Genomic DNA, 19,979 nt, shown 5'->3' with positions numbered 1-19,979 from the left:
TTATTGTCCCGCTCCTGATGGCCAAGTCACGCTTATCCGCCGCCGAGCCGCACCGCTTCATCTCCGTCCGGGGAGCGCGCGAGCACAATCTCAAGAACGTCGACGTCGACCTGCCGCGCGACAGGCTGGTGGTGATCACCGGCCTCTCGGGCTCTGGCAAGTCATCGCTTGCCTTCGACACGATCTACGCCGAGGGCCAGCGCCGCTACGTCGAGAGTCTCTCGGCCTATGCGCGCCAGTTCCTCGAACTGATGCAGAAGCCCGACGTCGATTCGATCGAGGGACTCTCGCCCGCGATCTCGATCGAGCAGAAGACGACCTCGCGCAATCCGCGCTCGACCGTCGGCACCGTCACCGAGATCTACGACTATCTTCGCCTGCTGTTCGCGCGCGTCGGCGTGCCCTACTCGCCCGCAACCGGCCTGCCGATCGAGAGCCAGACCGTCTCGCAGATGGTCGACCGCATCAAGGCGATGCCCGACGGCACGCGCCTCTATCTGATGGCGCCCATCGTGCGCGGCCGCAAGGGCGAGTACCGCAAGGAGTTGCAGGAACTCCAGCGCAAGGGCTTCCAGCGGGTCAAGATCGACGGCAAGCTCTACGAGATCGCCGAGGCGCCGGCGCTCGACAAGAAATACAAGCACGACATCGACGTCGTCGTGGACCGCATCGTCGTGAAGCCTGATCTCGGCAACCGGCTCGCCGATTCGCTCGAGACCGCGCTGTCGCTGGCGGAAGGACTCGCCATCGCCGAGAACGCCGACAACGGCGAGCGCACCGTCTTCTCCGCGCGCTTCGCCTGTCCGGTCTCGGGCTTCACCATCGAGGAGATCGAGCCCCGCCTCTTCTCCTTCAACGCGCCGCAGGGCGCCTGCCCGGCCTGCGACGGGCTCGGCGTGAAGATGTTCTTCGATCCCGAGATGGTGGTGCCGGACGACCGCCTCTCGCTCTCGGAAGGTGCGGTCGCACCCTGGGCCGATTCCTCGGGCCAGTACTACATGCAGACGCTCGAGAGCATCGCGAAGCACTTCAAGGTGAAGACCTCGGTGCCGTGGCGCGACCTGCCGAAGAAGGTGCGCGACACGATCCTCTATGGCAGCGGCAGCGAGTCGGTCGCCATGCGCTATGACGACGGCATCCGCCAGTACCAGACGACCAAGCCGTTCGAGGGCGTGATCCCCAACCTCGACCGCCGCTGGAAGGAGACCGATTCCTCCTGGGTGCGCGAGGACCTGGAGCGGTACCAGCACGAGAGCAAGTGCGAGACCTGCAACGGCGCCCGCCTCAAGCCCGAGGCGCTGGCCGTGAAGATCGCCGGCCTCAACATCAGCCAGACCACCGAGTTCTCGATCGGCGAGGCGGTGAAGTGGTTCCTTGAGTTGGACCCCAAACTCACGCCCAAGCAACGCGAGATCGCCGCCCGCATCCTGAAGGAGATCAACGAGCGGCTGGGCTTCCTCGACAATGTCGGCCTCTCCTATCTCACCCTGAACCGCACCTCGGGCACCCTGTCGGGCGGCGAGAGCCAGCGCATCCGCCTCGCCTCCCAGATCGGCTCGGGCCTGACCGGCGTGCTCTACGTGCTCGACGAGCCGTCGATCGGCCTGCATCAGCGCGACAACGACCGGCTGCTGAAGACGCTCACGCGCCTGCGCGATCTCGGCAACACGGTGCTGGTGGTCGAGCATGACGAGGATGCGATCCGGGCCGCCGACTATCTGGTCGACATGGGCCCTGGCGCCGGCGCCCACGGCGGCACCGTCATTGCCCAGGGCACGCCCGACGAGGTGATGCGCAACAGCGCGAGCCTCACTGGCCAGTATCTTTCCGGCTTCCGCCAGATCCCGATCCCCAAGGTGCGCCGCGAGCCGCCGCCGAAGAATGGGCGGTGGCTGACGCTCAAGGGCGCGAAGGAGAACAATCTCCAGAACGTCACCGCCAGCATCCCGCTCGGTACCTTCACCTGTGTCACCGGCGTGTCGGGCAGCGGCAAGAGCACACTGATCGTCGAGACGCTCTACAAGGCACTGGCCAAGAAGCTCAACAATGCGCGCGAGCATGCCGGCGCCCACGCCGCACTCGAGGGCGTCAATCATCTCGACAAGATCGTCGACATCGACCAGTCGCCGATCGGCCGCACGCCACGTTCCAACCCCGCGACCTATACCGGTGCCTTCTCGCCGATCCGCGACTGGTTCTCGCAGCTCCCCGAATCGACCGAGCGCGGCTACAAGCCCGGGCGCTTCTCCTTCAACGTGAAGGGCGGCCGCTGCGAGGCCTGCCAGGGTGACGGCGTCATCAAGATCGAGATGCACTTCCTCCCCGACGTCTACGTCGAGTGCGACGTCTGCAAGGGCAAGCGCTACAACCGCGAGACGCTCGAGATCGTGTTCCGCGGCAAATCGATCGCCGACGTGCTCGACATGACGGTCGACGAGGGCTGCGAGTTCTTCAAGGCGGTGCCGGTCATCCGCGACAAGCTGCTGACGCTCCAGCAGGTCGGGCTGGGCTACATCCATATCGGCCAGCAGGCGACGACGTTGTCGGGCGGCGAGGCCCAGCGGGTCAAGCTCGCCAAGGAACTGTCGCGGCGCGCCACCGGCCGCACGCTCTACATCCTCGACGAGCCGACCACGGGTCTCCATTTCGAGGACGTGCGCAAGCTGCTGGAAGTACTGCATCGCCTGGTCGAGACCGGCAACACGGTGCTGGTGATCGAGCATAATCTCGAAGTCATCAAGACCGCCGACTGGGTCCTCGACATGGGCCCCGACGGCGGATCCGGCGGCGGTCGCCTCGTCGCCGAGGGACCGCCCGAAGCGATCGTGAAGGTACCGGAGAGCTACACCGGTCAATACCTCGCCCGCCTGCTGCCGCGTAGCTCGACCGCCAAGAAACGCGCCTGATGCTGGCAAGCCGGCTGACGCTGTCTATCGCGCATAGGGGCGTAGCGGAAACATAGGCTCGAATTCGGGCGAGTCGCTCCAGCGCAGGCCGAACTTGACGCGCTCGTAGTTGAGCGAGTTCAGGTTGCGATAGACAAGAGTGCTTGGGGGAACCTCGCGATACTGACCGGTAAAGCCATCCACGAGGATTTCCCTCCGCCCGCCCCTTAAGTTTTTCATCGGGACATAGAGGAAGGCATAACGCCCTCCCGGCAGGACGTTGGCATTAACGTCGTAGATGCCGTCTCCAGAGCGGCCCTTGAGCGGGTCGACTCCGCCATTGAACTGGAAGATCGCTTCATCGCTATTCTTGGAAAAGAAGCCCCAGCGGCCATTGTAGTCACGGATAGAGAAGCCCGCCCCGGTGAGCCATAGCCCACCTCTCGACCATCGGAACGAAGCGAATGGCTTTCCTTCGACACTCGTACCGTCGTCCATCACGATGCCGCGCTCATCAATCGCCTTCGGCGACTTCTCCACGCCTCCGACAATGCATCTCCAGATAACGTCGCCTCTGTTGACCACGCGCGTGAAGCAGATGCATTCACTACCCACAAAAAACATCCCGAACGCCTTCGTGTCATGGGTTATCTCGACGACATTGGCGGAATCCGAGACGTCGATGCGCAGGAGCGCCGAGTGTGATGGATATCGATCCTCCCACACCCCTCGAGGAATGTAGATGAAGCGGCTCGAGGCGTCCCACTGCAGCGCCCTATAGTCGTAGATCGGATTGCCGACGGGTACTTTCCTGTCACCTCGTCCCGTCATCCGATCGTAGGCATCTCGAAGGAGAAGCGCTGGCGGCTGGCCGGGCAGCACGAAGTACAAGTCGCCGCCGCTCGCGACCACGGCCTTCGTCTCATCAGGGCTGACATAAACGGCCCATATCCCACCGTCCGATGGCTTGGCCTCGAAGAGGATCGGCCCCTCGTCCACAATGACGCTGCCAAACCTGAGCTTGTTGCCAATCGAGTAGAAGAAGGGTGCCGTCGGCTGCTCGACGAACGTTGAGGGCTTGTAACCGACGATTTGGAAAGAGTTCTTCACCGTGGCGGAAGTCACCGAGTTCGTGATCGCGAACAGCGTCCCGACCAAGATCGACAAGGTGAGCAGAAGCCCCGCCATGCTTCCTGCCTTGCGCTCGGATGCTTCTGGCTTGCTCATCGGGGCTCCTGAAGACTGTTCTAGAAGGCTGAGATCGCGGTGACGCGGGCGGCGCTGCCTCGTTCGTCAGTTTCCCAGCCGGCGACGGTTAGCTGGCCTGTCGCCGGACACATCTCGACCGAGAGACGCGTGCACGCGTTGAGAACGGGCGCCGTCACCCACTCGAATTCGTCCGCGTCGCGTCCGGTCCACACGGCGAGCGCAGTGCGGCGGCGGATATTGTTTTCGACCGGCGCGCCGTCGCCGCAGGCGCGCGGCCGCCAGTTGTCGCTGCGCTCGCGCCAATCGTTGGCGAAGACCGTCTCGTCGCGAAAGGTGCGCGCGCTGGTTTCCTCGCGTTCGATCACGATGCGCTCACCGGGCTCGGTTCCGACGAGCAGGAACAGGACGGGGCGCGCGACGGGCGTGCTCTCCAGGAGATTCCGCGCCTCGTCGAAACTGGTGCAGGTCTCGAAGACTTGGCGCAGCAGATGTTCGGGCGGCAGGCGCCCGCTGCCCCGCAGGCCGGCGAGCGCGTTCAGCGCGTAGTCGAGCCACAGCAGCATCGGCGTCCGCCAGCGGCGGCGCATCGGCGCCTGGTTGATCGAGGCGGCGAAGCGGGCCGGCGCGACCGCCGTCAGCACGCCGACGAAGCCCGGCCAGGTGACGTTGAGGAACGCGCCGGCCGGCCCGCGCTGGCGCCGTACCTCGACGAGACGCCCGAGACCGGGGAATGGCCAGTCGAGCGTGCGCCGCAGCCGCGGCCCCTGGGCGGTGTCGTCGGCCAAGGCGGTGCAGCCGAACAGATAGGCACCGTGCAACAGCCAGATGCCCGGCCGTTTCAGGGTGCGGGCGACGGCGTCGATCTCGGCGGCATAGGGCGTCCCTGCCCGCTTCATCCAGCCGCGCACGATCGGATCGGCCAGGCGGGCCAACAGGCCTCCCAGTGGCAGCCAGCCCAGGCAGGCCTCGCGCACCGCCAGCGCCTCGGCTTCGCGCCAGCCGACGTGGACCGCGGCGTCGCCCTCCAAACCAAAGATAAACGGGATTGGTTTCATAAATGAGTGATTACTCACTCATGATGGTTTCGTCAAGCCGGGCTCAGCGGCGCTCCCAGTCTATGGCTCCGAGTTCGTAGTCGAACTGACGTTCGACCACGTCGGGCGTGGCGTCGGACGCATCGCCCTTGCGGTCGGTCACGCGCCGCTGCGCCACGTCTTTGGGCACGTCGAGCCAGATTCCCTGGAACGGCACGCCGACCCTCTGCGCCAGCGCCTCGGCCGCCGCGCGTTCATCGGGATGCGCGAAGACGGCATCGAGCACAACGCTGTGCCCTGCCCTCAGCACGCGCTCGGCGCGCACGATGACGGCCGCGTAGGTCCGTGCCGATGCCTCGGGCGAATAGCTGCCGGCGGGCATGCGCTCTTCCAGCGCAATACCGGCTTGCCGCTTGCGCTCGACATCGGTGCGCACCACGACCGCGCCAGGGGTACGACCGATCTCCGGCGCCATCTTCAAGGCGAGCGTGGTCTTGCCGCTGCCCGACAGGCCGCCGATCGCGACGAGGCGCGGCGGCGCGGGCTGCAGGAATGCGAGCGCGGCCTTCTGGTAGGCGCGCGCCGGGGCATTGTCGGCACCGCTCACCGCCGTGACGGCCGAATCGACATAGGCGCGGATCGCGGCCCGGCGCGCGAGGAACATCGGCAGCAGCGCCAGCGCCTCTTCGTGCGAGGCGCCTTCGGTCTCGCGCACCCGCCACAGCCATTCGTTCAGCAGGCGGTTGGCCAGCGCACCCAGCCCCTGTCGCGCCAGATCCATCAGCGCGAAGGCGAGGTCGTAGAGCACGTCGATGTTGGCGATCTTGTCGGAGAATTCGATGGCGTCGAACGGCACAGGCTGGCCGTTGAGCGTCACGATGTTGCGCAGATGCAGGTCGCCGTGGCAGCGGCGGATCGCGCCCGCCGCGACGCGGCGCGCCACGAGATCGACGAAAGGTTCGAGCGAGCGCGGCATCGCCTCGGCCAGAGCCTCGCTGGTCGGCGGGTCGAGCCGTTCGCCCGCCTCGCGCATCTGGCGCACGTCGGCGGCCACCGAATGGCGGTAGTCGTCAGGGGTGCAGAAGCCCGAGGCGATGGCCGGCAGCCCGTCATGGAACCGCGCGACGCGAGCGCCCAGCGCCGCCATCAGCTCGGGCGTCAGAGCGCCGCGCGCGGCCATGCGATCGAGCAGCCCCTCCTCGTCGAAGCGGCGCATCACGACCAGCCAGTCGACGGCATTGTCCGCCGTCCCGCCGACCTCGCCCAGGAGCAGCTTTCCTTCGCGGCGCAGCACCGGCGCGATGCCGAGATAAATCTCGGGCGCCGAACGCCGGTTGACGTCGATCTCGGCGGCGCACATCGCGGCGCGCCGGCTTTCCGTCGAGAAGTCCATGTAGGGAAACTTCACAGCCCGCTTCAGTTTGTACGCACGCTCGCGACAGAGGAAGACGACCGCGCCGTGCGTGTCGATCCGCCGCTCCGGATTCAGCTCGGCTTCGAGGAAGGCGACGGTCTCGGACTGGTCCTCGACGACGAATGAGGGGCGAGCGGTCATCTGATGCGGTTCAAGCGGGAGGAGCTGGATCGACGTGGACGATGATTTCCGCGGCCGGGAAGACGCGGGCGATCTCTACCTCGACCTCCTGGCCGATCGCATGTCCATCGACCAGCGAAAGGTCGCGCGCCACCTCGATGTGGAGCTGGACGAACTTGGTGAGGCCGCTCGAACGGGTCCGCAACTCGTGGACGTCGAGCACGCCGGCATGGCTGCGCGCGATCTGCTCGATACGCGTCGATTCATCGGCCGGCAGCTCGCGGTCCATCAGGACGTCGAGCGACGCGCGTCCCACCTTCCATCCCCCGTGCAGCAGGTAGAGGGCCACCACGCCCGCGACGCTGCTGTCGATCAGCGGCTGGTCCAGCAGGCCCGACAGGAACAGGCCGGCGCCCGTCAGGAGGGTGGCGACCAGGTCGGTGGCGTAGTGCGCCATGTCGGCGCCGATCGCCAGCGAACCGCTCTGCCGGACGACATATCTCTGGAAGGAAACCAGCACCGCAGTGAGAACGATGGCCAGCCCGCTGATGACGAGCCCCACCATCTCTTCCTTGACCTGCTTGGGGTTGCCCAGCCGCTCGACGACCGCGACGAGGAGCGCGCAGCCGGAGGCCGCGATGAAGCCCGCCTGGACGAGGCCCGCCAGCCCCTCGGCCTTGCCATGTCCGAATCGATGATCGTCGTCCGCCGGTATCAGCGCGTGGCGCACGGCCAGGAAGGTGACCAGCGAGCTCACGAGGTCGAGCGAGGTGTCGACCAGCGACGACAACATGCTGACCGAATCGGTGATGCGCCACGCCGCCAGCTTGGCGACGATCAGGATGAGCGCCACCGACATCGACGCGACGGTCGCCAGCCGCATCAGCCGATGGGGCGCCATCGCCATCACGCGCTCAGGGATAGAGGGTTCGCGTCGTCCACGGCTCGGCCGCGGACCCGCGCCGGTACTCCAGCCGGTCGTGCAGCCGGAAGGCGCCGTCCTGCCAGAACTCGATCAGGGTCGGCTGCAGCCGGAAGCCCGACCAGTGGGGCGGCCGCGGGACCGCCCCCACCAGGTGCTTGGCGCCAAACTCCGCCACGCGCTTCTCCAGCGCGAAGCGGCTCTCCAGCGGCCGCGACTGCTCCGACGCCCAGGCGCCGACCTGGCTGCCGCGGGCGCGGCTGGCGAAATAGGCGTCCGCCTCGGCCGCCGTGGTCTTGGTCACGGGCCCTTCCAGCCGCACCTGCCGGCGCAGCGATTTCCAGTGAAACAGGAGGGCTGCCTTGGGATGCGCCAGGAGGTGATTGCCCTTGCGGCTCTCATAATTGGTGTAAAATACGAACCCGGCGGCATCGTAGTCCTTCAAGAGGACCATACGGACGGCCGGCGTGCCGTCCGGCCCGACCGTGGCCAAGGCCATGGCGGACGGGTCGTTGGGCTCGGAGGCGGAGGCTTCGGCGTACCAGGCGGCGAAAAGCTCCAGCGGGTCGGTGGTTTCCCTGATCATCACCACAATATGAGGGGGTCTGCAGCCTTCCACCACCGGCATCTTGTCCCAACAGCCGTCCCCCGCTAGAACCGGTGCATGACCGCAGCTGCACAACTGATGGCCGGTAAAAAAGGCCTCGTCATGGGCGTCGCCAACGAGCGCTCGATCGCCTGGGGTATTGCCAAGGCCTGCCACGACCAGGGGGCCGAGGTGGCCTTTACCTTCCAGGGCGAGGCGCTGGAGAAGCGCGTGCGCCCCTTGGCCGGCTCGATCGGCGCCAAGATCATCGAGCCCTGCGATGTCACCAACCCTGCCAGCATCGACGCGGTCTTCGCCAAGCTCGAAAAGGAATGGGGCAAGCTGGACTTCGTGGTCCACGCCATAGCCTTCTCCAACAAGGACGAGCTGCGCGGCCGCTACCTGGACACCACGTCCGACAATTTCAATCTCACGATGAACGTGAGCGTCTATTCCTTCACCGCGGTGTCGCAGCGCGCCGTGCCGCTGATGAAGGAGGGCGGCAGCCTCCTCACCCTCACCTACTACGGTGCAGAGCGTGTGATCCCGCATTACAACGTCATGGGCGTCGCCAAGGCGGCCCTCGAGGCCAGCGTGCGCTACCTGGCCGCCGACCTCGGCGAGCAGAAGATCCGTGTCAACGCGATCTCGGCCGGCCCGATCAAGACACTGGCCTTCGCCGGTATCAACGACGGCCGCTATATACTGAAGTGGAACGAGCTGAACTCGCCGCTGAAGCGGAACGTCACGACGGAGGAAGTCGGCAATGCCGGCCTCTACCTCCTGTCCGACCTCGGCACCGGCGTCACCGGTGAAGTGATGCACGTCGACGCCGGCTACCACGTGGTCGGCATGATCAACACATCGTCCGCGAAGCAGATCGCCGAATTGCTCGGCAACTTCGAAGGCGAGTAGAGCGGAGCGGCCGGCCATGGCCGGCAGCAGTTTCGGCACCCTTTTCCGGTTCACCAGCTGGGGCGAAAGCCACGGGCTCGCGATCGGCTGCGTAGTCGACGGCACCCCGCCGCGCATCCCGCTCTCCGAAGCCGACATCCAGGTCTGGATGGACAAGCGCCGCCCGGGACAGTCGCGTTTCGTCACCCAGCGCCAGGAACCGGATCAGGTGAAGATCCTGTCCGGCGTTTTCGAGGGCGTGACGACCGGCACGCCGATCGGCCTCCACATCGACAATGTCGACCAGCGCAGCCGCGACTACGGCGAGATCAAGGACCAGTTCCGGCCGAGCCACGCCGACTACACCTACGACCGCAAGTACGGCGTGCGCGACTATCGCGGCGGCGGCCGGCAATCGGCGCGCGAGACCGCGGTGCGTGTCGCGGCCGGCGCCATTGCGCGCAAGATCCTGGGCGGCGGCGTCACCATCCGCGGCGCCGTGATCCAGATCGGCAGCCAGAAGATCGACCGCGCCAACTGGGACTGGGACGCGACCGGCGACAATCCCTTCTGGTGCCCCGACCGTCAGGCCGCGCAGGGCTGGGAGGGCTATCTCGACGACGTGCGCAAGCGCGGCAGCTCGTGCGGCGCGGTGATCGAGGTGGTCGCCTCGGGCGTGCCGGTGGGGCTGGGCGACCCGGTCTACGACAAGCTCGACGCCGATCTCGCCAAGGCGCTGATGAGCATCAACGCCGTGAAGGGCGTGGAGATCGGCGACGGTTTCGCCACGGCCGCGATGAGCGGCGAGGAGAACGCCGACGAGATGCGCATTCGCGACGGCGCCCCGACTTTCCTCAGCAACCATGCCGGCGGCATCCTGGGCGGCATCTCGACCGGCCAGGACATCGTCTGCAGGCTCGCGGTGAAGCCCACCAGTTCGATCCTGACGCCAGTGCGCAGCGTCGACCGCCAGGGCCGCGAGATCGAGTTGCGGACCAAGGGCCGCCACGATCCCTGCGTCGGCATTCGGGGCACGCCGGTCGCGGAGGCCATGATGGCCTGCGTCCTCGCCGACCATCTGCTGCGCCACCGCGCGCAGTGCGGCTAGAAGACCACAGGTGACTGCGCGGCAGGCCCTCGAAGCCCGCTACGGCTCGCTGCACAATGCCGGGATGGCGATTGTGTCGCTGCTGATGATCGGCTCGGCGATCATGCACTTCGCGTCGGGCGGTTCGGCCAATGCTCCCACTCTTTCGCTCAACGACCCGCGCTTCGTGCTGTTCTCGGTGCTGGCGGTGGCGATGGCCTACTACGTCTATGTCGGCATCAGCCGCTACCTCGACCGGACGCCGCAGATCGTGATCGACCATGATGGCATCGCCCTGGGCTTTGGCCGCAATGCGCGTCTTGCATGGGACGACATCCAGTGGGTCCGTCTGCGCCGCCTCGGGTTTCGCCCCCAACTCCAGATCGGCATTGAGCCGCAGGCATTTCTCGCAGCCGACCTGCGTCTGTCGTTCTTCAATCTCGACGACAGCCTGCGCCCGATCCGCGGCATGCCGACCGCGATCCTGGTCCGCGACAACGGCCTCGACACGAAAGCCACGGCCATGCTTGACGCCGTGAAGGCGTTCCGGCCGAATCTCGTCCAGACCTAATCCTCACAATTCGTTCGTTCAGGGGAACTTCGCATGCGGCGTTTCATCGTCGGCTTCCTCGCGACCATCGGCACCCTCGTCCTGCTGGCGATCGTCGCCGGCGCCGCGTTCCTCGCCTCGGGTCCCTTCTCGCCCAAGCCGCTGCCGCAACAGATGGTGCTTTCGCTCGACCTGCGCTCGCTGCCGCCGGAGACGACCTCGACCGGCCTGTTGAGCGGCGGTCTGTTCGGCTCCTCCCGCGACATCGTCGAGACCGTGCAGCTGCTCTGGCAGGCCGCCGACGATCCGCGCGTGGCGGGCCTGTATGTCGAGATCGGCGACGAGGCGGGCGGCCTTGCGCGCGTGCAGGAGCTGCGCCAGGCGATCGCGCACTTTCGCGGCAAGGGCAAGTTCACGGTCGGCTTCGCCGAGTCGCTGGGCAGCGGCGGCAACCATGTCGCCGACTACTATCTCGCCGCCGCACTGGAGCAGATCTGGCTGCAGCCGAGCGGCGGCTTCGGCGTCACCGGTATCGCCGTCGAGACACCCTTTCTCAAGGGCGGCCTCGACAAGCTCGGCGTGAAGGTCGAGGGCGGAAAGCGCTACGAGTACAAGAGCGCGCCCGACTCCTTCACGGAGACCGGCTACACCCGGCCGGCCCGCGAGAACCTGCAGCAGCTCATCGACAGCCTGTTCGGCCAGTTCGTCGCCGACGTGGCACGGGATCGCAAGATGGACGCCGCCCAGATGCGGCGGCTGATCGACAATGCACCCCTGGAGTCCGAACAGGCGCGTCGCGACGGCCTCGTCGACAAGATCGGCTATCGCACCGACGCGCTGGAAGACGTCTATCAGCGCGCCAACGGCAAGCGGGACCTCGTGACGCTCGCGGAGTATGCGGGGGACGAGGCGCGTCCCAAGGCGCGCGGAGAGGTCATCGCGCTGGTGCGCGCCAGCGGTGCGATCATGTCCGGCGGCGGCGAACGAAACCCGCTCGAGGACGATGCGATGGCCGATGCCGAGGACGTGGTCGAGGCGCTGGAGAACGCATCGCAGGCCAAGGACGTGCGCGCCATCGTGCTGCGCATCGACTCTCCCGGCGGCACCTATCCGGCGGCGGACGCCATTGCCGACGCGGTCGGCCGGGCGCGCGCCGCCGGCAAGCCCGTGATCGTCTCGATGGGCGACGTCGCCGCCTCGGGCGGTTATCTCGCGGCCGTGCGCGGCGACGTGATCGTGGCGCAGCCGACCACCATCACCGCCTCGATCGGCGTTTTCAGCGTCTGGCCGATGGCCCAGGACCTCCTGACCTCGCTCGGGATCAACGTCGAACGCCTCTCCGTTGGCCGCAATGCGGGCATGCATTCGACCTTCCAGCCGCCTACGCCGGCGCAGCGTGCCGCCGTCAACCGCGAGCTCGATATTGTCTATGCCGCCTTCACCGCCCAAGTCGGCGAGTTCCGCAATCTCGACGCCAACCGCCTCGACGCCGCCGCGCGAGGCCGCGTCTTCAGCGGCGTCGACGCCAAGCGCGCCGGCCTGGTCGATGAGCTCGGCGGACTCCAGCTCGCCCTCAACATCGCCAAGGCAAAGGCCGGCATCGACGAGGGCCGCAAGGTCGAAATCCGCCGCTATCCCGACGATGGCGACCGTTTTCAGCGCATCGTCGATCGCGTGTTCAAGATGGCCGGTGTCTCCACCGCACCCACCATGAGCATGCCGCGCGAGGTCCGCGACGCGCTGGCGAGATTCGGAGTCGCCGCGCGACCGGGCAACGTCCGCCTCCCGCCGCTGCCGCCGCTCTGGCGCTAGATCATTGGAGCGCGCGCCTGCTCTAGCGCCGTTCCTCGAGCAGAGCGACGATCGCCTTCCACATCGTCCAGGCGTTGGCGAGGCTCACCTCGTTGAACTGGACGTGCCCGATGTCGTCGACGAGGAAGAGCGATACCCGTGCCCTCGAGGCGGCGACGGCGAGGTCCTGGCTCTCGCTGTAGGGCACCATCGGATCGCCGCGGCCGTGCACCAGGATGAGATGGCCACGCAGTTTTGACAGGTCATGGAAGGCGAGGTTCAGGCCATCGATCTCGCGGCGCACGCTCTCAGGCAGGGCGGCGATCAGGCGGTCGACGGCATCGGGATCGCGGTTGTCGACGAGGGCCAGGACGGCCCGGCCCTGAGATCCCAGCATCGCGACCTGACGGGAGATGTCGGCATTGCGGTCCCGGGCGCGAAGCTGCGCGATCTCTTCCAGCAGGTGCGCGTCGCGTCGATCGTCCAGCCGGCTCGCATTGGCGCGCAGGATGGCCCAGCGGCCATAGGCATCGGGTTCGACGCGGAATTCGCGGCTGTCGCCTCTCGGCCGGAACGCCCCGGTGGTGACGAAGCGGATGGTCGAGTAGGCGTCGCGATAGCCGCCGATGGCGAGAACGAAGGCGATCTTCGGAGTGAGATCGTCCTCGATCGCGGCGATGAGCGCGGGCGCGGCGGCGTACGAGATCGCCGCGACGCCGAGCGGCAGGTCGGGAAAGCGCCCGTTCAACTGTCGCAGTGCCTGCGCCACGCGGTCGCCATCGGCCCGTGACAGGACCAGCCGGCGTACCTCCGGCAACTCGGGCACCAAGACCGCGAACCCGGCCCGCGCGAGGCTGCGCGCGAACGCCTGCAGCTGCGGTTCGTCCCGACCCAGCACGGCGGCGCCCGGCACCAGTACCATCGCCGCCCGCGCCTGGCTGGCCGGCAGATAGAGGTCGCCCTCCCCGTCCTCCCAGCGCATCGCCGATTCCAGTGGCGGCGCGGTCATGTCCTGCCACCAGGTCCGGGCACCGCCGGCGGCCACGTCCCACATCAGGAGCGTCGCTTCGGCCCAGACCATCGGGCGGCCGAAGAAGACCAGGAGCAGCAGCGCTGCCAGAAGCACGAGCAGGGTTCGGCGCAGGAAACTCATGCGCCGAGGCGGATGCTCGCCAGCGTCTCTAGCCCGTCGCCTGAACGCCGCAGCAGCGCCAGCTCCTCGACACGGCCGGTCATAGGCAGGTTCCGGCGTCCGACGATGCGCGCAACCTGCTCGGCCTCGGCGGCACTGCGGAACAGGCCAAGTGTTATGTGCGGCTCGAACGGCTCGCGGCCCGGCACCGGGTTCAGCGCCTCGTGCAGCGCCGTGAGTTCTGCAGCACCATCCGAGGGTTCGGCATACAGATGAAGATCCGACCGCACGATGCGCTCGATCTGGAACCAGAATGGGCGCTGCGCGAGGCCCTGCAGGGCCTCGCGCAGCGCAGCTTCGCGTTCGGCCGCGGCGCCGAACACCAAGGTGAAATGTGGGCCGATCAGCGCGGCCTCGCCCGGATGGTACTGCGCGCGAAGGCGATGCAGTGCCGCGTCGTCGGCCTCGCCCAGTACCGGCCAGGCCACGACGTAGAGCATCTCAGCTGTAGCTCTTGGCCATGCCCAGCGCCGGATCCATCACCGCGCCGTAAGGCGGGAACGGGTAGCGCAGGCCATTCCTGCCGAGATGGCCCATGCCCTCGACGGCGCGCAGCAATTCGTCCGGCGGACAGGCCATCAGCAGCTCGTCGTCGGCCACGCCGCCGTAGCGCCGCTCGGCGAAGCAGGGCAGCGACAGCGAGGTCTGCCGCGTGGCGAGCGCCCGGCCCCAGGAATCGGCGCAGGCGCTCTCGCCCGTGACGGTGAAGTCGTAGCGGCGATAGCGGTGATACTGCAGGCCGTTGATGAAATAGATCATCTGGCCGGGCGTGCCATAGAACAGGCAGATGTCGGGCGGATCGAGGCGCGCCGAACGCAGCGGCGACACCGCGAGGCCGTTGTACTTGCCGTCCGGCACGCGCGGCATCTGCGCCTGATGGGCGGCCGAGGCCTCCTTGTTGCCGAACCAGACGCCGTTCATGTGGTCGCCCGACAGGAACCCCTCGCCTGGATGGTTGAGGCCCACGACACCGCCGCAATTGCCGCCACGCGTATTGTCGACGGTGATGCCGAGCGTGAAGCCGTACCAGCGCGACTGCGTCACCATCTGGCACATGGTGAACTTGAATCCCTCGGTCGGCTTGCGGATACCCTTGATCTTGTCCATCTCGGCCGGGTCTTCGAACAGGCGCATGCCGATCGGTTGGGTGCGGATGCGCAGCAGCTCGATCAGCTTGTTGCTGGCTTCGGCCAGCATGGCGCCCGTGATGTTTTCCGGCGGCGTCCATGGGGCGGTCTTGTAGCCCGGCGGCAGCGTCTGGACGTTCATTGTCGTTTCCTCCGTGTCTGGCTCAGGTGAGGTTCAGCCCACCGTCGGCGATGACGATCTCTCCGGTAACGTAATCGTTGGCGCAGAGCGCGGCCACCAGATCGGCGATGTCCTCCGGCTTCGCAGGACGCTTCATCGGCGACTTCGCTCTCCAGGTCTCGAGCATGTCGGGCCAGTTCGCCGTCATGGGCGTCTCGACAAGGCCGGGTGCAACGGCGTTGACGCGGATGTCTGGTCCCAGCGAGAGCGCCAGCAGCTTCGTGACATGGTGGAGCGCGGCCTTCGATGCCGCATAGGGAATCGAAGAGCCCTTCGGCCGCGAGCCCGCATGCGTGCCGATGTTGACGATGCTCGCCGCTGGTCCGCTGGCCGCCGATGCACGCAATGCGGCTTCGGCTTCCGCGACCAGCACGAACGGCGCGATCAGGTTCACGTCGAGCATCTGCCGCCACAAGGCCGGCGTCGCGGCCTTCAGGTCGGTATGCGGGATGCGGATCGACAGCCCGGCATTGTTCACCAGCACGTCGAGGCGGCCGTGCGCCTCGAGCACCGACGCTACGAGGCCGCGTGCGGCCGTCTCATCGCCGAGGTCGGCTTGGTGGTAGCTGGCGTTCTTCAGCTCCCGGACCATCGCGCGACCGACCTCGGCGGAGCTGCGCGAATGAAGCGCCACGACATAGCCGTCGCGCACGAGGCGGCGCGCGATGGCGGCGCCGATCCCGGAGGTGGACCCGGTAACGAGAGCGACGCGCTCAGACACAGGCCTTCAACGCCTCCAGCGTTTCGTCGGGGCGCTCCACCATCATGAAGTGCCCGCAGTCGGGAATGGTCACGGCCCTCGAACCGGCGATGGCGGCGACCAGCGCTTTGGCCTTGGGGGCAGGCGTCATGAGATCGCCGTCGCCCAGCACGAACACGGTCGGGCAGGTCACGGCGGCCGCCCGGGCGGGCGCCTCCTTGTAGGCGTTGCAGGCGGCCAGATCCGTGTGGATGACGCCCGGCTTGTTGCCCGCCAGCACCGCAAGCGACTCGCGCCGCAGCCACAGGCCGGGCGAGACCATGCCGCCCTTATGCAGCGCGTTGCCCATGCCCCAGAAGGTCATGAGCTCCTGCACTTTCACCGTGTTGGCCTTGGCCGATTCGAGCATCTCGGGATGCACCGGCATCTCGGCGGCGACGCCGCACAGGCCGAGCGCCCGCACCTTGTCGCCATGCCGTCCCGCGCAGTCGAGGGCGACGAGCGCCCCCATCGAATGCCCCACCAGCGCCGCCTGCTTCAGCCCCGCAGCCTCGATCAGGCGCGCCGTCCAGTCGGCCATCGCGCCGATGCTTTCCAGCGCGGGACCGTCCGACCAGCCGTGGGCCGGGAAATCGACGGCGAGCACGCTGCGGCCATGATGGGCGAACCATCGTGTCTGCAGGCGCCAGGCCGTGCGGTCGAAGCCCGCGCCGTGGAGGAAGACGATCGCGGGCCGGGCCGGGTCGAATTCAGCGCCCCCGGTCGTCGCGAAGACGGTCCGGCCGTCGACGGTGAGCTTCATGGTCAGCCCTTCTGCGCGGCGCGCAGCGCCGGCCCGAGATCGTCGATCAGGTCTTCGGGATCTTCGAGGCCGATCGAGAGCCTGATCATGCCTTCTCCGATGCCCGCCGCCGCCAGCGCCGCCGCATCGAGCTGCGCATGCGTCGTCGAGGCGGGATGGATCACCAGCGACTTGGCGTCGCCGACATTGGCGAGATGCGAGAACAGCTTCAGCCGCTCGATGAAGCGGCGGCCGGCCTCGCGCCCGCCCTTGATGTCGAAGCTGAAGATCGATCCCGTGCCCTTGGGCAGCAGCCGCTGCGCGAGAACGTGGTCCGGGTGATCGGGCATATCGGGAGAGGCGATGCGCTCGACCGCCGGATTGGCCTTGAGGAATTCCATCACCTTGCGGGCATTGTCGACGTGGCGAGCGACGCGCAGCGGCAGCGTCTCCAGTCCCTGGATCAGGTAGAAGGCGTTCTGCGGCGACAGGCAGCAGCCGAAGTCGCGCACGCCCTCGGTGCGGGCGCGCATCACGAAGGCGTGCGGGCCGAACTCCTCGGCGAAGTCGATGCCGTGATAGCCGGCATAGGGTTCCGTCAGCGTCGGGAACTTGCCCGAGCCTTCCCAGTCGAAGCGACCCGATTCGACGATTACGCCGCCGATCGCCACGCCGTGGCCGCCGATGAACTTGGTCGCCGAATGGAAGACGATGTCCGCGCCAAGGGTCAAAGGCTTACACAGGATCGGCGAGGCGAAGGTGTTGTCGATCATCAACGGGATCTTCGCCTCGTGGGCGATCGCGGCGATGGCGGGGATGTCGAGCACCTCGCCGCCCGGATTGCCGATCGTCTCGCCCAGCACCAGCCGCGAATTGGGCCGGATGGCCTTGCGGAAGCCCCCATGGTCGCGCGGATGCACGAACGTCGTCTCGATCCCGAAACGCGGCAGCGTGAGCGCCAGCATGTTGCGCGTGCCGCCATAGAGCGAGGTCGAGGCCACGATGTGACTCCCCGCCCCCATCAGCGTGGCGATGGCGATGTGCAGCGCCGCCTGGCCGCTCGACGTGGCAAGCGCGCCCGAGCCCTCCTCCAGCGCGGCGACCCTCTCCTCGAACACCGAGACCGTCGGATTGGAGATGCGGCTGTAGATGTGGCCGCCGACTTCGAGGTTGAACAGGCTCGCGGCGTGATCGACGTCGCGAAAGACGAAGGACGTCGTCTGGTAGATCGGCACCGCGCGCGCGCCGGTCGCAGGATCGGGATGCTGGCCCGCGTGCAGTGCCAGCGTGTCGGGCCTCAGGAACTTGGCTTCGACCAATTCATTTCCCCTTCTTGGGCGGTTCGCCGAGGTTACTTCTTGAACAACGAGGCGGCGGCCGCGGCATGGCTCCGCTTGGCCTTGATCTTGGCCTCGACGCGCTCGAGTTCGGCCTTGAGCACGGTGACGTATTCCTCGAGATCCTCGACGTTCATGACGTCGAGATTCCTCGGTTGTGACTTCTTCTGCCTGGGGTCCAGATCGTCGAGTTCGAAGGCCATGGCGCGTCTCCACGGAAGCGGCTAAGGCAGGACTAGCACCGCTCCACCTGCTTCGAAAGGCCGACCATGAGTGCCCTGCCCGCCACGATGACCTGCATCGAAATCACCAAGTATGGCGGCCCAGAGGTACTCGTTCCGGCGACCCGGCCGGTGCCCCTGCCCAAGGCGGGCGAAATCCTGATCAAGGTCGCCGCCACCGCGGTCAACAGACCCGACATTGCCCAGCGCATGGGCAACTACGCACCGCCGCCGGGCGCCTCGGATCTGCCCGGTCTCGAAGCCGCGGGCACAATTGCCGCGCTCGGCGAAGGCGTGACCGGTTGGAACCTGGGCGACGCGATCTGCGCCCTCACGCCGGGCGGCTCCTACGCCGAGTATTGCACCGTGCCGGCGCCGCAGTGCCTGCCGCCGCCCACGGGCTTCGACATGCTGCACGCCGCGGCCCTGCCGGAAAATTACTTCACCGTGTGGCACAACCTGTTCGAGCGCGGACAGCTCAAGGCCGGCGAAACGGTCCTGATCCATGGCGGCGCGAGCGGCATCGGCACGACGGCGATCCAGCTCGCCAAGTCGATCGGTGCCACGGTCCTCACCACCGTGCGCACGCAGGAGAAGGCCGATGCTGTGACGGCCCTCGGGGCCGATCACGCGATCCTCTACAAGGACAACGACTGGGTGGCGGAGGCCAAGAAGCTGTCGGGCGGCATCGACGTCGTGCTCGACATGGTGGCCGGCGACTACCTGCCGAAGAACCTGTCGCTGTTGAAGCTCGACGGCCGCTGCGTCGTGATCGCCGTGCAGGGCGGTGCCACCGCCACCATCAGCGCCGGCTTCCTGATGGTGAATCGCCTCACGCTCACGGGTTCGACGCTGCGTCCGCAAAGCATCGAAAGCAAGGGCCGGATGGCGCGCGGGCTGAAGGAAAAGGTCTGGCCGCTGCTCGAGGCCGGCAAGATCAAGCCGATCATATACAAGACGTTCCCGCTGCGGGACGCCGCCGGCGCGCATGCCGAACTGGAGCGCGCCGACCATGTCGGCAAGGTGATGATGACCGTCTAGGACGATCCGCGTCGGAGCCTAGCGCTCGGCGACGTCGGGCTGGTCGGCTTCGGCCGGATCGACGTCGCTCACGGCGACTTCCTCCACCGCGCCCGACTTGGCCGCTTCCTTCTTGCGGGCGGCATCTTCACGGGCCGCCTTGCGGCGCGCACGGTCGACCGCGTCGTTCAGGTCCTTGAGCGAGCAGAGACCCAGCGTCACCGGATCGCGCTGGCGAACGTTCTGCATGTTCCAGTGCGAGCGGTCCTTGACGGACTGCACCGTGCTCTTGGTCGAGCCGACGAGCTTGGCGACCTGGCTGTCCTGCAGTTCCGGATGGGTCTTCAGCAGCCAGGCGATGGCATCGGGCCGATCCTGGCGCTTGGCCACGGGCGTGTAGCGCGGCCCCTTGGATCGCGCCTGCGGCATTGGCACGTCGCGCGGGCTCAACTTCAACCGCGCGTTGCTGTCGGCCTCGACACGCTTGATCTCTTCCTTGGTGAGCTGGCCGTTCGTCGTGGGATCGTAGCCGGTCATGCCGCCCGCGACCTCGCCATCGGCGATCGCCTGGATCTCGAGCGGATGGAGGCCGGTGAAGGCCGAAATCTGGTCGAACGTCAGGGTCGTGTTCTCGACCAGCCAGACGGCGGTCGCCTTGGGCATCAACACTTGCGACATGAATTCACTCTCCTGAGCCCGGATATAGAGGCCTGCCCCGGCCCCGCCAACCCGAAAAGCGTATACCCGAAAATGGAAACGGCCGGGGTCGCCCCCGGCCGTTCCTGAAGCCAGTGCTTCGGATCGTCTTACTGGATGACGATCTCGACGCGGCGGTTCTGCGGCTCGCGGACGTTCGGGCCGGTCTGGACCAGCAGGCCCTGCTCGCCACGGCCAACCACCGCGATCGCGGTCGCCGGCACGCCTTCGC

19 protein-coding genes are annotated in these 19,979 nt (G+C 67.2%); 6 read left to right on the top strand and 13 right to left on the bottom strand.

Going from position 1 to position 19,979, the window contains the following annotated elements; translation table 11 throughout:
- Positions 1-17 precede the first annotated feature (17 nt).
- Positions 18-2,906, top strand: a complete 2,889-nt coding sequence (uvrA, locus tag LJ725_RS28585) for an excinuclease ABC subunit UvrA (protein WP_230554324.1) — start codon at positions 18-20, stop codon at positions 2,904-2,906.
- 24 nt (positions 2,907-2,930) lie between these two features.
- Here the strand turns inward: uvrA and LJ725_RS28580 are convergent, their stop codons facing one another.
- The 5 genes from LJ725_RS28580 to pdxH form a co-directional block, all read right to left on the bottom strand.
- On the bottom strand, positions 2,931-4,112 hold the full coding sequence (locus LJ725_RS28580; RefSeq protein ID WP_230554323.1) for a hypothetical protein: 1,182 nt from the start codon (positions 4,110-4,112) through the stop codon (positions 2,931-2,933).
- Between the two features lie 20 nt (positions 4,113-4,132).
- The gene (locus tag LJ725_RS28575; protein WP_230554322.1) at positions 4,133-5,122 is read right to left on the bottom strand and encodes an Ntn hydrolase family protein; all 990 of its coding nucleotides are present in this window, start codon (positions 5,120-5,122) and stop codon (positions 4,133-4,135) included.
- Between the two features lie 70 nt (positions 5,123-5,192).
- Complete coding sequence (locus LJ725_RS28570; RefSeq protein WP_230554321.1) at positions 5,193-6,683, bottom strand: bifunctional aminoglycoside phosphotransferase/ATP-binding protein; 1,491 nt, start codon at positions 6,681-6,683, stop codon at positions 5,193-5,195.
- 10 nt (positions 6,684-6,693) lie between these two features.
- Positions 6,694-7,569, bottom strand: coding sequence for a cation diffusion facilitator family transporter (locus LJ725_RS28565; RefSeq protein ID WP_230554320.1), 876 nt, complete (start codon positions 7,567-7,569; stop codon positions 6,694-6,696).
- A 7-nt stretch (positions 7,570-7,576) separates the two neighbouring features.
- A complete protein-coding gene (gene pdxH, locus LJ725_RS28560) occupies positions 7,577-8,170 on the bottom strand; it encodes a pyridoxamine 5'-phosphate oxidase (RefSeq protein ID WP_230554319.1) in 594 nt (197 codons plus the stop codon).
- 78 nt (positions 8,171-8,248) lie between these two features.
- On the opposite strand from pdxH, the gene fabI reads away from it, so the two are divergent.
- From fabI to LJ725_RS28540, 4 genes are read left to right on the top strand one after another with little or no spacing between them, the layout of a single operon-like run.
- Positions 8,249-9,085 carry an enoyl-ACP reductase FabI gene (gene fabI / locus LJ725_RS28555; RefSeq protein ID WP_230554318.1) on the top strand — a complete coding sequence of 279 codons (837 nt, stop codon included), beginning with the start codon at positions 8,249-8,251 and terminating at the stop codon, positions 9,083-9,085.
- Between the two features lie 16 nt (positions 9,086-9,101).
- Entirely contained in the window at positions 9,102-10,172 is a 1,071-nt protein-coding gene (aroC, locus tag LJ725_RS28550) for a chorismate synthase (RefSeq protein WP_230554317.1), read from the top strand.
- A gap of 10 nt (positions 10,173-10,182) precedes the next feature.
- Positions 10,183-10,722: a hypothetical protein gene (locus LJ725_RS28545; RefSeq protein ID WP_230554316.1), complete on the top strand. Its 540-nt coding sequence runs from the start codon at positions 10,183-10,185 to the stop codon at positions 10,720-10,722.
- 33 nt (positions 10,723-10,755) lie between these two features.
- Positions 10,756-12,513, top strand: a complete 1,758-nt coding sequence (locus LJ725_RS28540) for a S49 family peptidase (protein ID WP_230554315.1) — start codon at positions 10,756-10,758, stop codon at positions 12,511-12,513.
- Positions 12,514-12,535: 22 nt separating this feature from the next.
- Here LJ725_RS28540 and LJ725_RS28535 read toward each other — a convergent pair whose 3' ends face one another.
- The 7 genes from LJ725_RS28535 to LJ725_RS28505 all read right to left on the bottom strand — a co-directional run bounded on the left by LJ725_RS28535 (position 12,536) and on the right by LJ725_RS28505 (position 18,013).
- The gene (locus LJ725_RS28535) at positions 12,536-13,645 is read right to left on the bottom strand and encodes a hypothetical protein (protein WP_230554314.1); all 1,110 of its coding nucleotides are present in this window, start codon (positions 13,643-13,645) and stop codon (positions 12,536-12,538) included.
- On the bottom strand, positions 13,642-14,124 hold the full coding sequence (locus LJ725_RS28530) for a 2'-5' RNA ligase family protein (RefSeq protein ID WP_230554313.1): 483 nt from the start codon (positions 14,122-14,124) through the stop codon (positions 13,642-13,644). The genes LJ725_RS28535 and LJ725_RS28530 overlap by 4 nt, the downstream gene beginning before the upstream one ends.
- 1 nt (position 14,125) lies before the next feature.
- The gene (locus tag LJ725_RS28525; protein WP_230554342.1) at positions 14,126-14,881 is read right to left on the bottom strand and encodes a DUF169 domain-containing protein; all 756 of its coding nucleotides are present in this window, start codon (positions 14,879-14,881) and stop codon (positions 14,126-14,128) included.
- A 94-nt stretch (positions 14,882-14,975) separates the two neighbouring features.
- Positions 14,976-15,713 (bottom strand): SDR family NAD(P)-dependent oxidoreductase, encoded by a 738-nt coding sequence (locus tag LJ725_RS28520; RefSeq protein WP_230554312.1) that lies wholly within the window; start codon positions 15,711-15,713, stop codon positions 14,976-14,978.
- Positions 15,706-16,494, bottom strand: a complete 789-nt coding sequence (locus tag LJ725_RS28515) for an alpha/beta fold hydrolase (RefSeq protein ID WP_230554311.1) — start codon at positions 16,492-16,494, stop codon at positions 15,706-15,708. The genes LJ725_RS28520 and LJ725_RS28515 overlap by 8 nt, the downstream gene beginning before the upstream one ends.
- Before the next feature lie 2 nt (positions 16,495-16,496).
- Positions 16,497-17,792 (bottom strand): O-acetylhomoserine aminocarboxypropyltransferase, encoded by a 1,296-nt coding sequence (locus LJ725_RS28510; protein WP_230554310.1) that lies wholly within the window; start codon positions 17,790-17,792, stop codon positions 16,497-16,499.
- A 32-nt stretch (positions 17,793-17,824) separates the two neighbouring features.
- Positions 17,825-18,013 (bottom strand): DUF1192 domain-containing protein, encoded by a 189-nt coding sequence (locus tag LJ725_RS28505; protein WP_230554309.1) that lies wholly within the window; start codon positions 18,011-18,013, stop codon positions 17,825-17,827.
- A gap of 66 nt (positions 18,014-18,079) precedes the next feature.
- On the opposite strand from LJ725_RS28505, the gene LJ725_RS28500 reads away from it, so the two are divergent.
- Positions 18,080-19,072, top strand: coding sequence for an NAD(P)H-quinone oxidoreductase (locus tag LJ725_RS28500; protein ID WP_230554308.1), 993 nt, complete (start codon positions 18,080-18,082; stop codon positions 19,070-19,072).
- An 18-nt stretch (positions 19,073-19,090) separates the two neighbouring features.
- On the opposite strand, the gene LJ725_RS28495 is transcribed toward LJ725_RS28500, so the two are convergent.
- Entirely contained in the window at positions 19,091-19,729 is a 639-nt protein-coding gene (locus LJ725_RS28495; RefSeq protein WP_230554307.1) for a DUF1013 domain-containing protein, read from the bottom strand.
- Positions 19,730-19,979: the final 250 nt, after the last annotated feature.

Source organism: Reyranella aquatilis (genome assembly GCF_020880995.1).
GTDB lineage: Bacteria > Pseudomonadota > Alphaproteobacteria > Reyranellales > Reyranellaceae > Reyranella > Reyranella aquatilis.
This window is presented reverse-complemented; position numbering and strand designations above follow the sequence as displayed.